The sequence below is a fragment of the Rhizobium sp. C1 genome (assembly GCF_021026335.1).
Classification (GTDB): Bacteria; Pseudomonadota; Alphaproteobacteria; order Rhizobiales; family Rhizobiaceae; genus Ensifer_A.
Genome location: NZ_JAJNCY010000001.1, coordinates 760,341 through 774,274, shown reverse-complemented (window position 1 = coordinate 774,274; position 13,934 = coordinate 760,341). Strand labels below are relative to the sequence as shown.

General features: G+C 61.9%; 14 protein-coding genes and 2 tRNA genes. 7 read left to right on the top strand and 9 right to left on the bottom strand.

The window, feature by feature from the left end; translation table 11 throughout:
* Positions 1-22: 22 nt before the first annotated feature.
* The 4 genes from LQK83_RS03885 to LQK83_RS03870 all read right to left on the bottom strand — a co-directional run bounded on the left by LQK83_RS03885 (position 23) and on the right by LQK83_RS03870 (position 3,650).
* The gene (locus tag LQK83_RS03885) at positions 23-1,000 is read right to left on the bottom strand and encodes a DUF2497 domain-containing protein (protein WP_442966693.1); all 978 of its coding nucleotides are present in this window, start codon (positions 998-1,000) and stop codon (positions 23-25) included.
* A gap of 127 nt (positions 1,001-1,127) precedes the next feature.
* The gene (locus tag LQK83_RS03880; protein WP_230835945.1) at positions 1,128-1,913 is read right to left on the bottom strand and encodes an ATP12 family chaperone protein; all 786 of its coding nucleotides are present in this window, start codon (positions 1,911-1,913) and stop codon (positions 1,128-1,130) included.
* A 79-nt stretch (positions 1,914-1,992) separates the two neighbouring features.
* Positions 1,993-2,658, bottom strand: coding sequence for an HAD-IA family hydrolase (locus LQK83_RS03875; RefSeq protein WP_230835944.1), 666 nt, complete (start codon positions 2,656-2,658; stop codon positions 1,993-1,995).
* A complete protein-coding gene (locus LQK83_RS03870) occupies positions 2,655-3,650 on the bottom strand; it encodes an RluA family pseudouridine synthase (protein ID WP_109857581.1) in 996 nt (331 codons plus the stop codon). Before LQK83_RS03870 ends, LQK83_RS03875 begins: the two co-directional genes overlap by 4 nt.
* Before the next feature lie 347 nt (positions 3,651-3,997).
* On the opposite strand from LQK83_RS03870, the gene LQK83_RS03865 reads away from it, so the two are divergent.
* From LQK83_RS03865 to fghA, 5 genes are all read left to right on the top strand, one after another.
* On the top strand, positions 3,998-4,279 hold the full coding sequence (locus LQK83_RS03865) for a hypothetical protein (RefSeq protein ID WP_230835943.1): 282 nt from the start codon (positions 3,998-4,000) through the stop codon (positions 4,277-4,279).
* 43 nt (positions 4,280-4,322) lie between these two features.
* Positions 4,323-5,039, top strand: coding sequence for an MgtC/SapB family protein (locus tag LQK83_RS03860; RefSeq protein ID WP_230835942.1), 717 nt, complete (start codon positions 4,323-4,325; stop codon positions 5,037-5,039).
* A gap of 237 nt (positions 5,040-5,276) precedes the next feature.
* Positions 5,277-6,956, top strand: a complete 1,680-nt coding sequence (locus LQK83_RS03855) for a SulP family inorganic anion transporter (RefSeq protein ID WP_230835941.1) — start codon at positions 5,277-5,279, stop codon at positions 6,954-6,956.
* 76 nt (positions 6,957-7,032) lie between these two features.
* Positions 7,033-7,485: a YaiI/YqxD family protein gene (locus LQK83_RS03850; protein WP_230836290.1), complete on the top strand. Its 453-nt coding sequence runs from the start codon at positions 7,033-7,035 to the stop codon at positions 7,483-7,485.
* An 18-nt stretch (positions 7,486-7,503) separates the two neighbouring features.
* Entirely contained in the window at positions 7,504-8,337 is an 834-nt protein-coding gene (fghA, locus tag LQK83_RS03845) for an S-formylglutathione hydrolase (RefSeq protein WP_230835940.1), read from the top strand.
* 18 nt (positions 8,338-8,355) lie between these two features.
* Here the strand turns inward: fghA and LQK83_RS03840 are convergent, their stop codons facing one another.
* The 4 genes from LQK83_RS03840 to LQK83_RS03825 all read right to left on the bottom strand — a co-directional run bounded on the left by LQK83_RS03840 (position 8,356) and on the right by LQK83_RS03825 (position 11,875).
* Positions 8,356-9,126 carry a hypothetical protein gene (locus LQK83_RS03840; RefSeq protein ID WP_230835939.1) on the bottom strand — a complete coding sequence of 257 codons (771 nt, stop codon included), beginning with the start codon at positions 9,124-9,126 and terminating at the stop codon, positions 8,356-8,358.
* Between the two features lie 82 nt (positions 9,127-9,208).
* On the bottom strand, positions 9,209-10,600 hold the full coding sequence (locus tag LQK83_RS03835) for a TolC family outer membrane protein (RefSeq protein ID WP_230835938.1): 1,392 nt from the start codon (positions 10,598-10,600) through the stop codon (positions 9,209-9,211).
* Between the two features lie 148 nt (positions 10,601-10,748).
* Positions 10,749-11,420 carry a protein-L-isoaspartate O-methyltransferase family protein gene (locus LQK83_RS03830; RefSeq protein ID WP_230835937.1) on the bottom strand — a complete coding sequence of 224 codons (672 nt, stop codon included), beginning with the start codon at positions 11,418-11,420 and terminating at the stop codon, positions 10,749-10,751.
* A gap of 380 nt (positions 11,421-11,800) precedes the next feature.
* Positions 11,801-11,875 (bottom strand) — tRNA-Asn (locus LQK83_RS03825).
* A 188-nt stretch (positions 11,876-12,063) separates the two neighbouring features.
* Here LQK83_RS03825 and LQK83_RS03820 point away from each other — a divergent pair.
* Positions 12,064-12,330, top strand: coding sequence for a hypothetical protein (locus LQK83_RS03820; RefSeq protein ID WP_230835936.1), 267 nt, complete (start codon positions 12,064-12,066; stop codon positions 12,328-12,330).
* 115 nt (positions 12,331-12,445) lie between these two features.
* Positions 12,446-12,519 (top strand) — tRNA-Cys (locus LQK83_RS03815).
* 135 nt (positions 12,520-12,654) lie between these two features.
* Here LQK83_RS03815 and LQK83_RS03810 read toward each other — a convergent pair.
* The gene (locus LQK83_RS03810) at positions 12,655-13,554 is read right to left on the bottom strand and encodes a PhnA-like protein (protein ID WP_230835935.1); all 900 of its coding nucleotides are present in this window, start codon (positions 13,552-13,554) and stop codon (positions 12,655-12,657) included.
* Positions 13,555-13,934: the final 380 nt, after the last annotated feature.

Here is a 13,934-nt window from a genome sequence, read left to right as displayed (position 1 = left end):
CTATCTCGCATAATGCCGTATATTAACGGCGCGGGCCGCGCGCTACGCGCTCGATTTCCTCTCGGACAAGCCGCTCGACCATCATCGGCAGATTGTCGTCGAGCCATTCCTGAAGCATCGGCTTCAGCATCTCTTCCGCAATCTCGTCAAGCGAACGCTTCGAACCGCCAAGCGCATCGGCGAGCTCTTCAAACGACCGCGAAACCTTCTCTTCCGTCACCGGCGACAGCAACTGGGCCGGAACGGCAGCGGCAATCTCGTTGCCGATCTGTGCCGCGAAACGCTCGATCGGATCGAGCGACACCTCGTCGTCTGCCTCGACAACGGGCTCAACGGTTTCGTCCATCATGTCGAAACGGTTCATGGCGCTCTCCTCGGTTTCGTAGGTCGAGGCCGGTGCCTGCACTTCGGAAAAGAAAGTATTTTGCGACGCCGTGGCCGCAGTCGCAGTCGCGGAAACATCCGCAAAGGCATCGACGGGCTGCTCATAGCGCTGTTGGGTGATGACCGGGCTCGCCGCCGTCTGGTCTTGAACAAATTCGGCCTGAACCGGCTGTGCTTCGACGGGGTGAGACAGAACGGGTTGAGACTTAACAGCCGGGGCCGGAGCCGCCGCCTGTGCCTGACGCTCGGTGTCATTGGCCGGAGCGGCCGGCTGGCGGCGCTCGGAGGCAGCCTTCACGCGGGCGGCAACATCGGCGAGAGACATGGGGCGCGCAGCCGGCTGTTCGGCCTTCTCGGGCGCACGGGGTGCTGAAACTGATTCGGTCGCCTGAACCGGGGCAACGCGCGCCGGCGTGAAATCGGCACCAGCTGCCATCAGCGCGATGTCTTCATCGATCGTCAGTTCGATCGTCTCCGGAGCGCTCGGAGCCTGAGCGGAATAAGAAACATTATCAACGCTTTCGACCGGATCATTGTTCTCGATGATCCGGCGGATGGACGCCAGGATCTCTTCCATAGACGGTTCACGCGCTACATTTGGCTGAGCCATTTTCATCCCCGTTCAACTTGTCTGCCGGACACGATAATTATTAGCAGACAGTTTACCCTAAATGGGGCGAAAGGGAAAAAGAACAGGACGCGGAGGTTATCCACCGCGCCATCCACAGTTTCGGACCTCGACCTTAAAGGGCCTTGAACAATCCGCAAGCTGCATCCAGATCGACCTTGCGCGCGGCGCGGCGGCGGATGGCTTCCTCGTCGTCGCCCCACTGGCTGATCTGCCAGTCCTCGTCGATATGCGCAAGCCGCCAGACCTCGTCGGCATCGGCAACCTGTTCGGCAAAGGCCAACGCCAGAAGCGCCGAGCCGGTCAGCGTAGTCACTGTATGGAGACAGGCGAGCCGGAAGGCGTCGTCGTGGCGTTTCAGGCCCGCGCCAAAGGCGGCGATCGCCTCGCGCGGCTGTTCCTGATGCATGACACCCTCTGCGAGGATGAAGCGCGCGCCAAGCCGTTCGGAGGCCCAGCCGAGGATCGGATCCCAGCCATCGGCCTGAAGATCGACGAGCTTCTGCGGCGCATCCGCGCGATAGCAGAGAAGGTCGCTGGAGGAGTAGCGCAAGATATCCTCGAAGACCGCCTGCGGATCGACCGCGACGCCGTCGAGAACCGTATTGACCAGTCGAGTCACCGGCATCGTCAGCGGGCTGATCACATCTTTCTGCGCGGCCCATTCAGCCGCGACCATGTCGGCAGCGGCCTGGGTCGGCACGGAAAGCTTCGCCTTGGAAGGCGTACGCACCGTCTTGCCGTCGAGCAGAACCGAGAAACCGCCCTCGCCGTCTTCGCCCACGCTCACTGCGTCATAGAAGCGCTTCGGCAGCGGTGTCTTCATCTGGATCTGTGCACGGCGCACAGGGTCCGGATCGGACAGAAACGCATCGTTGAGGTCGGTCAGGATATCGCGCATGGTTTGTTACCCGATTAGAGCATGCCCGGCAAAAGTGCTTTAGTGTTTTGCGTCCGGACTGCGTGAAAACAAGCAGACTCTAGGGTCTGAATTGACGGATGAGCAAGGGAATGTCGGTGGCGGCCTCGGCGATCCGGTCAGCGCCGGCGCGCCTCAGATCGTCAATCGCGCCATAGCCCCAGGAAACACCGAGCGCATGCGCGCCCGCCGCCCTCGCCATCTCCATATCGTAAATGCTGTCGCCGATGACAATGGTGTCGGTGGGCGAAATTCCAGTCGTGTCGCAGCATTCCAGCACCATGGCCGGATGCGGCTTGGAGGGGCAGTCGTCTGCGGTACGGGTGACGAAAAACGTCTCCGTCCAGCCATGCGTTTCGCAGACCATGCTCAAGCCGCGCCGCGACTTGCCGGTGACGGCTCCCAGGATCAGATCGTCTTGCCGTGAGAGTTCGGCCATCACGCCGGCAATGCCCGGAAACAGCGGCTCCTGAAAGCCGGCCTCCAGCCGTGTGGCCGCGAAGATCGACTTGTAATGCGCCATCATGGCCGTCGCCTGTGCGTCCACCACGTCAAGCCCGCGCATGCGAGCAATCGCGCTGTCCAGCGTCAGACCGATGATCGAATGCGTGGCTGCGGCCTCCGGCTCGTCCAGCTCGAAATGCCGGAAGGTGCGCACCATGACCTCATGGATCAGATGCGCGCTGTCGACCAGCGTCCCGTCGCAATCGAAGAGAACGAGTTTCATTCGTCGTAGTCCGGCCCGTTCTGGTCGAAGCCCAACAGGTTCCACGTCTGCACCATATGGGGCGACAGCGGCGCAGTGACTTTCAGGCGACCGCCGGAGGGATGCGGAATGTCGATATGGCGGGCATGAAGATGCAGCCGGTTCTGGACGCCGCCAGGGAAGGTCCAGTTGAGATCGGCCTGGAAATATTTCGGGTCGCCGATGATCGGATGCCCGATATGGGCGGCATGAACGCGCAACTGGTGCGTACGGCCCGTATAGGGCTCCATCTCCAGCCAGGCGAGGTTCTGCGCCGCCTGTTCGAGCACGCGGTAATAGGAGACGGCATGGTCGGCACCGTCCTCGCCATGCTTGGTGACGCGCATGCGGTCACCGTCGGGTGTCTCTTCCTTGACCAGCCAGGTCGAAATACGACCCTCGCGCTGGCGCGGCACGCCGCTCACCAGCGCCCAATAGGTCTTCTTGGTGTCGCGTTCGCGAAAAGCGGCGGTGAGCTTCTGCGCCGCGCCGCGGGTGCGGGCAACGACCAGAACACCGGACGTGTCGCGGTCGAGCCGGTGAACGAGGCGCGGCTTTTCGCCCTTCTTGCTGGTCCACGCTTCGAGCATCTTGTCGATATGGCGCGTGAGGCCTGAACCGCCCTGAACGGCAAGGCCGGCGGGCTTGTTGAGCACGAAAACCTTGTCGTCTTCATGCAGCAGCATGCGCGACAGAAGCTCGGCATCGCCGGAATGCTTGAGTTCCTTGCCTGAAGGCGCGCCCGTGCGCTCCTCGCCCTTGGCGTCGATATCCATCGGCGGGATTCGCACCTTCTGGCCGGCCTGTACACGCGTGTCGGACTTCACCCGGCCGCCATCGACGCGGATCTGGCCGGAACGGAGCAGCTTCTGCAGCGCGCCGAAGCCGAGCCCCGGATAATGGACCTTGAACCACCGGTCGAGCCGCATACCGGCCTCGTCCTCGCTCACGTCCCTATGTTCAATGCCAGCCATTCTTGTTCTTCCTTCAACTTGCGCCCGCTTTAGCGGAAATGCGGCAGGAAGGCCAGAGTGCAGCGCATATGGCTGAGAACACGTGGGATCGTTGCGCGGGGTCCAACGCTTCGTATCGGTCTGCTTACCCAAAGTATATCCGTACGAACCGCTTGCTTTCTGGTCAGGCCGGCAAGCGGCGCGTATTGAGAAGACATTGCCGCGCTGAACAACTGCGCCATGCCAACCAAGGGAACCACGCGAAATGTCGTCCGACAGTCGTCGAACAACCCAGATCAACGAGCCCGGCCGCGACTGACACTTTGGTCCCGGACGGGCGCACCAACGTGCTCGAAAGGGGTCCGACCATGATCTTCAAGACCATCCTCCAGACCATCGCCGTCATCTTCGGCAGCAACACCATCCGTCAGGGACGCGACGCCCGGCTTGCATCCGGCTGCAAAATCGTCCGGCTACCCGCCAAGCCGCGCGCAAAGGTCGGCGGCCAGATCGTCGCCAAGTGGCGCCGCAACCCGGTTTCGGGCCAGCTGGAATGCCGCTGGACAGTCTCCGGCGCCGGAAAGATGCTTGACGCCCACGATCTGCCACGGCATTCGGCACGCGCATCCTCACGCTCCGCCCGGCGGTGAAACGCCGGGAGAGCAAACCGGAAGAAACGGGAACTACGGGATCATGAGAGCGACCAGCACCTTCGAGCTTATCCCCATGATGGATACGATTATCGCCTATCTGAGCGCTTTCGTGCTCGGAACGCTGATCGGAGCGGAGCGGCAATACCGGCAGCGCACGGCGGGCCTGCGCACCAATGTGCTGGTTGCAGTCGGCGCGGCGGCCTTTGTCGATCTCGGCGTCAAGGTCGCGGGCACCACGGAAGCCGTGCGGGTCATCTCCTATGTCGTCTCCGGCATCGGCTTTCTCGGTGCCGGCGTCATCATGAAGGAGGGCATGAACGTGCGGGGCCTGAACACGGCGGCGACACTCTGGTGCTCGGCTGCCGTCGGCTGCTGCTCCGGCACAGGCAATATCGCCGAAGCGGCCCTGCTGACGGTCTTCGTGCTCGCCGGCAACACGCTGCTTCGCCCGCTGGTCAACATGATCAACCGCATTCCGATCGACGACCGGGCGACAGAGGCGACCTATGAGGTCAGCATCATTTCCAGCCGCGAGGCCATGCCGCAATTGCGCGACCTGCTGGTCGAGCGCCTCGAGGCCGCGAAATATCCGGTCAGCGATGTCGTCATCGTCGACCGCAGCGACGAGACGGTGGAAATCGTCGCCACGCTGGTCAGCACGGCCGTTCACCCGCATGAAATCGAAGCGGTGACGACCTTCCTCGAGAAGCAGGCTACCGTCCTCAACGCGAGCTGGGACAGCAGTACGAAGACCTGATGTGCAGCGCCGTCAGCCTTGACGGACCGAGGCGCGGAGCGGACCATGAGCCATTCCGTTTTGCATGGCAAAAGCGGAAAGCTCCCGTTTCCCCGAGGGCTGCAGGTTGCGCCACCCGGATCGGCATGCCGTTTTTGCATATCTCTTCGACTCAGATTGGAGCTAAGCTCTGTCCCGTCAGGCGCGACGGCTCGCCGCCACGCCCGTCTTTCGCGTCGAAAAGGCAGGCATCGGAACATGACAGACAGGCTTGAACCGAAATTCGTCAGCGTACTGAAGGAAGGCTACAATCTGCCGCGGCTGAAAGCGGATGCGCTGGCCGGCCTTACGGTCGCCATCGTGGCGCTGCCGCTCTCCATGGCGATCGCGATTTCCTCTGGCGTAACACCGGAGCGCGGGCTTTATACGGCGATCTTCGGCGGGTTCATGGTCTCGCTGCTCGGCGGCAGCAGGTTCCAGATCGGCGGACCGGCGGGCGCCTTCATCGTTCTGGTGGCGGCCTGCGTGGCGCGCAACGGCATCGAGGGGCTGATCCTCGCCACCCTGATGTCGGGCCTCTTCCTGATCGCTGCCGGCTTCCTGCGGCTCGGCAAATATATCAAGTACATTCCCTACCCCGTCACCGTCGGCTTCACCGCCGGCATCGGCGTGATCATCTTTTCAGGCGAAATCCATGATCTCCTCGGCCTGACCACGCAAGGCAAGGAGCCAGGCGCGCTTGTCGCAAAGCTCACCTATCTCTACGGCTATATGGGCACGATCAGCGCGCAGGCGACGGCCGTCGCCGTTTTCACCATCGCCGTCATCCTGTTGATAAAACGCTTCCTGCCGAATTGGCCGGGCCTGTTGATCGCCGTCATTCTATCCTCGGCGGTGGCGGCGACGCTCGGGCTGCATGTGGAGACGATCGGCACCCGCTTCGGCGGAATTCCGGATGCTGTACCGGTTCCGCATCTGCCGGCGCTGAACCTTGACCTCCTACTCAAGGTCATGCCCGACGCCATCGCCTTCACGCTGCTTGGCGCCATCGAATCGCTGCTCTCGGCCGTCGTGGCGGACGGCATGTCAGGACGACGCCACCGCTCCTCGATGGAACTGATCGGGCAAGGCGTGGCCAACATCACATCGGCGCTCTTCGGCGGCATCTGCGTCACCGGCACGATCGCCCGCACGGCGACCAATGTCCGCGCCGGCGCGACAAGCCCTGTGTCCGGCATGCTGCATTCGGTCTTCGTCCTCGTCTTCCTGCTGGTCGCCGCACCGCTCGCCAAATACATTCCGCTGGCGGCTCTTGCCGGCATGCTCGCCTTCGTCTGCTATAACATGATCGAGAAGCAGGCGATCGCCGCCCTCTTCCGCTCGTCCTGGGGCGATGCGATCGTGGTCTCGGCCACTTTCCTCGTCGTGGTATTCCGCGATCTGACGGAAGGCATTCTTGTCGGTTTCGTGCTGGGCGCCTTCCTCTTCATCGAGCGCATGGCGAAACATGTTCAGGTCAGCGAGCAGTCGGGCGAGCTCTTCGCCGACGATTTGGAAAGTCCTGAAAAACCCTTCCGCACGACCGACCCGGAAACCGCCGTCTACCGCATCTCCGGCGTCTTCTTCTTCGGTGCGGCAGCCACGGTCGCCTCTGTGCTCGACCGCATCGCGGACCGCCACAAGAACTTCATCCTCGATTGCTCCGCCGTGCCATTCATGGATTCCTCAGCCGCCAACGTGATCGAGGGCGCGGTGCGCAAGGCGCACAAGAACGGGATCCGGGTGCTCATTGCCGGGGCATCGCCGGACGCGCGATCCATCCTGGAAGCCAATCACGTGAAGGCCCCGGCGGTCGAGTATTTCTCTAGCTTCAAGGAGGCCGCGGCCGCGGTCGAGCTGCAGCCGCCGCGTTTCGCGGCGACGACCGCCCGGGCGTGACTGTTCACAGATAAAGCGCTTCCCCCTCGTTCGCCGCCGCGCTATGCAGCGGACCATGAGCCAACAAATCGCCCCGATCATCTATGTTGATGCCGATGCCTGCCCGGTGAAGCCGGAAGTGCTGAAGGTGGCCGAGCGGCATGGCTTCAAAACCGTCTTCGTCGCCAATTCCGGGCTTCGTCCGTCACGTGACCCCATGGTTGTCAACGTTATCGTCAGCGCGGGCTTCGACGCCGCAGACAACTGGATCGCCGAGCATGCCGGCGACCATGATATCGTCATCACCGCCGACGTGCCGCTGGCCGTCCGCTGCGTCGACAAGGGCGCGCTGGTGACGGGACCGCAGGGCCGCATCTTCGACCGCACCAATATCGGCATGGCATCCGCCATGCGCGACCTCGGCCAGCACCTGCGCGAAACCGGCGAAAGCAAGGGCTATAATGCCGCCTTCAGCCCGCGCGATCGCTCGGCCTTCCTCGAAACGCTCGACCGGCTCTGCCGGAGGGCAAAATCCGAACGACAGAAATAAATGACAGGATCAGCAGCCATGAAGATCATTTCCGAGAACGTCTCTTTCGACGGTGTTCAGGGCGTCTACAGCCACACATCGAAGATCACCGGCACCGACATGACCTTCGCCGTCTATGTTCCGCCGCAGGCCGCGCATGCGCCCTGCCCGGTCGTCTGGTACCTTTCAGGGCTCACCTGCTCCCACGCCAATGTGATGGAGAAGGGCGAGTATCGCCGCGCCGCATCCGAACTCGGCCTCATCATCGTCTGCCCCGATACGAGCCCGCGTGGTGACGATGTCGCCGACGAAGCGGGGAACTGGCAGATGGGCAAGGGCGCGGGCTTCTATCTCGATGCGACCGAGGCCCCCTGGGCGCAGCACTATCAGATGTATTCGTACATCACGGAAGAACTGCCGATGGTGATTGCCGCCAACTTCCGCGCCGACATGGGCCGTCAGGGCATCTTCGGCCATTCGATGGGGGGGCATGGCGCGCTGACCATCGCGCTGAAGAACCCGGAGCGTTACAAGAGCTGCTCGGCCTTCGCCCCTATCGTCAATCCGATGGAAGCCGACTGGTCCGTTCCGGCCTTTGAGAAATATCTCGGCAACGACCGTGCCGCCTGGCGTCCCTACGACGCCTGCGCGCTGATCGAAGACGGTGCACGCTTCCCCGAATTCCTGGTCGATCAGGGCACGGCCGACAGCTTCCTGCAAAAGGGCCTGATGCCATGGAATCTCGAAGACGCGGTGAAGGATACCGGCATAGGCCTGGTGCTCAACATGCGCGAACGCTACGACCACTCCTACTATTTCATCTCGACCTTCATGGCCGATCATCTGAAATGGCATGCGGAGCGGCTTGGCTGAACCCGACGCGAGCGACGCTTACTTGCGCAGACTGAAATCGCCCGACAGAAGCGAACCCTGAGGGCAGGACGCAAGCGATTCTCCGGTACAGGCGGCGTCCGGCAGGGCGACCGCCTGACCGGGCACACTACCGGTCTTCGTCTCGTCCTTTGCCGGAGCGGACGTCTCTGCGGCGGCCTTCATCAGCGTGTTCAGCGCATCATTCGACAGCGCAGGATCGGTCTTGGCCGCATCGGCATCGGCGTCCGCCTGCTTGGCCTCGATCTGCTTCGAAAGAGCCGGCTTCTTCGTCTCGCCATTGTCGCGCCGAGCGGCATTGGCAGAGGCCGAAACGCCGGCGCCGGCGGGAAGGTCGAAGTTCCGGCGGACACGCGCCGCAATTGCAGCGGCAAGCTGGCGTGAAGCGCGCGCCTCATCGCCGGAGGCGGCATCTTCATGGAAGGAGGCCGTCTGTACGACCTTGCCCCCGGCGACGGGCTTCAGAGTGACCGTCACATCCGCGCCAGCCTTGTAACCTGAAGCCACCGCGCCACCGGAAAACCCGGAAATCGAAACGGCCATCTGCACCGGCTGGGCACCGGGCTTGGGCAAAGTCGTGCGAATGGCGGAAACGAGATCGCTGCTGATCAATTCGGACACGGCCTGCGGCGCGACGCCCGATATGGCGACGGACTTGATGGCATAGGCCTGCACATCGGCGGCGGTCGGCGCAAAACTCGTCGTCATGCACCCGCACAGCGCCGTGGCCAGAAAAGCCGCCATCCCCGTCATCAGAAAAATGCGAACCATTGCGAATCCCGTACTGCAAACCAAACGTTCGCGCGGGAGGTTACGCCAATTGCCGGCCGAAACAACGGAAAGCGGGGAGGACTTAGTTCCCGTCCACAGTCCTGAGACCGAACCAGGCGTCCTTGACGGCTTCGTAATGCGCTTCAGGCTTGTATTCAGCCACCTGCAACCCTTGTGTCTGCACCGTCAGCTGACCGGAAGCGGCCAGAACGCCATAGCTTGCCACGACGAGGTCGTGCTGCGCCTGAGCAAGGTTGAGCTTGGCGGTCAGAACCGTCTGCTGCGAATTCAGAACGTCGAGCGTGGTTGCCTGACCGACATTGCGCTCTTCGATCACACCGGACAGCGCCAGATTGGACGCAGATACGGCCTGCTTGTTGGCGGTGATCGATGCTCCGGCAGCCTGCATCTGCGCATAGGCAGAGACGATCGACTGGCGGACGGAAAGCCGGGCCGAATCGACCCTGATCTGGTTTGCACCGAGCGTTTCCTTGGCCTGGCGCACCGCGCCATATTCGGCGCCCCCCTTGTAGAGCGGGATCGTCAGCTGCGCTGTCACGCTGGCGGAATTGTAGATGCGCGGGCTCGAAAGCGAGGACGGATTACCATAATTGCGGCCGACGGACCCCTGGATCGCGACACCCGGAAGGAGCGCACCCTCGGCGGTCTTCACCTGATAGCCCGAGGAATCCACGACATGTTCGGCGGCAAGAATAGAGGGATGCTGCTGCAACCCGAGCGCCACGGCCTTGTCGAGCGTCGAAGGCATGCCGCGCTTGGCGGCCGACGGCAGGGAAATGCCCTTCGGTTCGTCGCCGACGATCTGCATATAGGTCGCCTCGGCGATTTTCAGCTGAGCGACAGCGGCCGCCAGCTGGGCCTGAGCGGCAGCAAGCTGAGCCTGCGCCTGGCTGACATCGGTCTTCGTCCCCTCGCCGACCTGCAGCCGCGCGTTGGCCGCTTTCACCTGCTCGTTCAGAAAACCGAGGTTCTGCTTGCGAATGGCGACGAAGTCCTTGTAGAGCGCGACGTTGGCATAGGCCTGGACGGCGGAATAAAGGATCTGCATTTCCGTGCCGCGAACCTGTTCGCGCGTCGCGTTGACGCCCGACTCGGCCGCATTGATGCGGTTCAGCGTCTGAAAGCCGTCGAAAATCTGCTGCGTGACGGTCAGCGCGATCGAATCGCTCGTCGTCGTGGCATCGGCGCCCTGGATATTGTTGACGCCGTAGGCACCGGCATTCGTATGCGTTCCAACGGCGCTTATCTGCGGCCGGTAGCCCGCCTTGGCGATCGTCACATTCTCATCCGTGGCGCGCAGGCTTGCTCTGGCGGCATTGAGGTCCGGGTTATTGGCATAGGCCTTGGCCATGGCGCCCTGAATCGTCTCGGCCTGCGCTGCGACAGCAAAACTCAGCATCGTCGGAAGGGCGACGGCTGCAAGAAGCGTCCTACGGAAATTAATCACGACCATTCTCCCGATTGAACGCCGAGCTTCGATGGCGCGACGACATTTGAAACACAACGATAGACAATGCGTCTCTCCGGCAAGAACCAACACTGCCGGACAGATGAGGCGTTCGGGGCTGACACTAGGCCCGCCCCGAACACTGCATTTCACATCAGAACACGAATTCCGCAACTTTTCGGAAGCCCGGAAGAGGCTTGACCGAGGTATTGAAGAGGAAGCGCTTGGACACCGAAGCGCCCTCACGAACGTAAACATAAGCGGCAGAGGCATTGCCGTAACCAACAACGGCGATCAGGCGTCCGCCATCCCGCAACTGGTCGAACAGCGCATCAGGAATCACTTCCACGGCGCCGTTGAGGAAAATGATGTCGAACGGCGCTTCGCCGGAACAGCCCTTTTCCAGGCTGCCCTTGACGACCGACACATTGTCGAAGCCCTGCTCGGCAAGAACAACGGTCGCACGCGACACCAGCGCATCGTCCTGTTCCAGAGCCAGAACAGACTTGGCCAGCCGCGACATGATGGCGGAAGCGTAGCCCGTGCCGGCACCGACATCGAGTACCACGTCATCCTGGCCAATCTCGGCAGCCTGCAGAAGCTTGCCGAGCGGCGACGGCTCCATCATGTAGCGCGGAGCCTGCCCGTCGGTTGCCGGGGCAATCTCCAGGTCGCTGTCGATATAGGCCAAGGCTGCCAGCTTCTCGGCCACAAAAGCCTCGCGCGGCACAGTCAGAAAGGCCGAAAGAAGCGAGTGAGAGGTCACATCGGTCGTGCGCAACTGGTTGTCCACCATGCGGGCGCGCGCAGATTCAAAGTCGATCATAAGCTATGTCCCTGTTCCGCCTGAAAGTCCGCTAACAGGAGGGATGCGGGTTTCCCGGCGTTTCTTAACGGTCTTTAACCGTGGCCGGAGACGCTTTCAAGCGGGCTCTGAGCAATTGCGGGAAAAATCGGGCCGGCGTTGCAGCCATGCACAGGATACAGAATAGAAGAGGAGTACTCGATGGCCGACGGCCCCGGGCTCCACCGGATGACGCGGCCCCTGCCCTCGCCGCGCGTCACCGGAATGCAGCAGCTGAGAAATCGCGGCGAGGAAGGTAACTCGCGAGGCCGAGCCGCAGCCAACAGACAAGAAAAAACCCCGAACGTCGAGGACGCCGGGGTTCTTGTAAAGTCGTGCCGCGACATGCACAGCACCAAATTTGGCTCCCCGGGCCGGATTCGAACCGGCGACCTGTCGATTAACAGTCGAATGCTCTACCGCTGAGCTACCAGGGATCATCGCCTTGCGGCGGGTTGGCGGCGTAATACAAACGCTTTGCCGATTTGCCAAGCGGTTTTTTGAAAAATCTTCGCGAAAATCTTGAAAGCCCTGAAAAACAACCGATTTGAAATGAAGATTGTGGCCATGCCACGCTGTGGAAAGAATGCCGATCACAAGGCGAGCACCGAATCCGAAAGACACGATGGCCAATTTCCAAATCGCGAAGGGTGAAATCGAGGTCGCAAACCGAAAGTTTCGACTCCCGAGGTCGCGAGCAGCACGGATCGGCCTGGGTCTGGCCTTCATCGCTGGCGGCTTGCTCGGGTTCCTTCCCGTGCTCGGCTTCTGGATGCTCCCGCTCGGCTTTATCATTTTGTCGCATGACATCCCGCTTGCACGCCGGTGGCGCCGCAGGATGGGTCTGGCGTGGGCGCGCAGACGCAGAGAAAAAGCCGAAGGCAAGCGATAAAACCCCTTGCAGTTCGTCTATATTCATTCTAAATCGCCCCTCGTCGCGGGACAGGCGCCCCCGACAGGCACCCTCGAAAATCCTCTGTCCTCACCAGACAAAGGCGGTGCAGTGAGGCCTCGTGGCGGAGTGGTGACGCAGAGGACTGCAAATCCTTGTACCCCGGTTCAATTCCGGGCGAGGCCTCCAAAAAATTCTCCACGGTAAAATGAAAAATGTCGGATCGCAGCGCAAAGCGTTGGCCTTGGCTTTGCAGGGACGACTCGCGTCATGCAAAAAGAGCCGGCTTTCGGCCGGCTCCCTGAGTTTTAAGTTCAGTGTCAATCAGCTGGCGAGAACCAGCTCCTCACGCGTGACCCGCGTCGTGCCGGCAAGACCACCGAGCCAGGCTGCGATGGCACCGATGACCAACGCGACGAAGGCGACGATGGCTGCCGCGGAGAAGGCCTTGGCGGCCGTTTGCGCCGCTTCGGTCGCGCTCTGCTTGGCCTGTGCAGCGGCCTGCTTGTACTGCGCTTCATACTGGGCCACCTGCTGGCGGGCCTGATCGACAGGAATGTTCTGAGCCTTGGCGATGGCATCCGCGGCGCGGTTGCGGGCTTCTTCAGCCTTGGCCTGATCGCCCGTCAACACGGCCTTGACCGAAGCGACCGCCGCATCGCGCAGAGCTGCCGGATCATTGCCGCCCGTTGCGTTGCGAACGCTCTGTTCCACGCTGGCCATGGGGTCAGTCACCTTCGCGATGGAAGGAGCTGCCGCCGTTGCAACGGTCGCCACCGTTGCGCCACTGCCCTGCACGATGCTGCCAAGCCCGGAAAACGCGCCGCCGATCAGTCCACCGATCGAGGTGGTGAGTAGATAGACAACAACCAGCGTCGTGGTTGCCCAGGCGATCAGACCATGAAGACCGCCGGTGGAGCGAACCGGGCGTCCGGAGAGCCGGCTTGCCACATAGCCGCCTGCGAATGCGGCGATAACGCCGCTGGCGATCAGCCATCCGGCTGTCGAAATCGAAGCGGCTGACACAGAAGGATTGTCGGCCGAAACCGGATCAATCACACCGGCACCGATGCCTGCGCCCAGAAGATTGAGAAGTATCTGGACCACGAGCGTCACGGCAACACCGGCAAACACAGCCCCCCAGGACACCCGATGAAAGGCGGCGCCGATCAGGGGATTTGTGTCTCGGCTGTAAATGCCGGCAGTTGAATAATGTTCTGTCATGAAAAATCCTCCGGTAGGGCTACTGTAATTCGAGCACTGGGAGAATGCGGACATCAGGAACAAGTTCCGGGCCGGTCTTCATTTAAGGTGATTGAAATAAAAGAGAATAAGGGATCGCGGTTTTCTTCGCGGACGGCGAAACGCCGGTTGTGCGCAAGTCCATGAGGTCACACATCTGAAGGAAAAGCTTGAGGTGTACACCTCAAAGGCAGAGCCGGGGTGGTTGAGAACCCCGGCTCGTTCCAGAAGGACCCCGGGATTGCGCCCTACTTCCGGAAGACAAAAGCCGGTGCCCGACTGGAGGTTAAGGCACCGGCTTGTATTACCCGGGAACCCGCGTTCCCGAGAGGCTTTATCCTATATTCAGGTTCCCGTAGCAA

Excerpts from the sequence above, each read along its gene's own strand:
- LQK83_RS03830 (WP_230835937.1), bottom strand. The coding sequence starts at position 11,420 with ATGATCGACTTTGAATCTGCGCGCGCCCGCATGGTGGACAACCAGTTG.
- LQK83_RS03870 (WP_109857581.1), bottom strand. The coding sequence starts at position 3,650 with ATGGCTGGCATTGAACATAGGGACGTGAGCGAGGACGAGGCCGGTATG.
- LQK83_RS03885 (WP_442966693.1), bottom strand. The coding sequence starts at position 1,000 with ATGAAAATGGCTCAGCCAAATGTAGCGCGTGAACCGTCTATGGAAGAG.
- LQK83_RS03835 (WP_230835938.1), bottom strand. The coding sequence starts at position 10,600 with ATGGTCGTGATTAATTTCCGTAGGACGCTTCTTGCAGCCGTCGCCCTT.
- LQK83_RS03810 (WP_230835935.1), bottom strand. The coding sequence starts at position 13,554 with ATGACAGAACATTATTCAACTGCCGGCATTTACAGCCGAGACACAAAT.
- LQK83_RS03880 (WP_230835945.1), bottom strand. The coding sequence starts at position 1,913 with ATGCGCGATATCCTGACCGACCTCAACGATGCGTTTCTGTCCGATCCG.
- LQK83_RS03865 (WP_230835943.1), top strand. The coding sequence starts at position 3,998 with ATGATCTTCAAGACCATCCTCCAGACCATCGCCGTCATCTTCGGCAGC.
- LQK83_RS03875 (WP_230835944.1), bottom strand. The coding sequence starts at position 2,658 with ATGAAACTCGTTCTCTTCGATTGCGACGGGACGCTGGTCGACAGCGCG.
- LQK83_RS03860 (WP_230835942.1), top strand. The coding sequence starts at position 4,323 with ATGAGAGCGACCAGCACCTTCGAGCTTATCCCCATGATGGATACGATT.
- LQK83_RS03820 (WP_230835936.1), top strand. The coding sequence starts at position 12,064 with ATGGCCAATTTCCAAATCGCGAAGGGTGAAATCGAGGTCGCAAACCGA.
- LQK83_RS03840 (WP_230835939.1), bottom strand. The coding sequence starts at position 9,126 with ATGGTTCGCATTTTTCTGATGACGGGGATGGCGGCTTTTCTGGCCACG.
- LQK83_RS03855 (WP_230835941.1), top strand. The coding sequence starts at position 5,277 with ATGACAGACAGGCTTGAACCGAAATTCGTCAGCGTACTGAAGGAAGGC.
- fghA (WP_230835940.1), top strand. The coding sequence starts at position 7,504 with ATGAAGATCATTTCCGAGAACGTCTCTTTCGACGGTGTTCAGGGCGTC.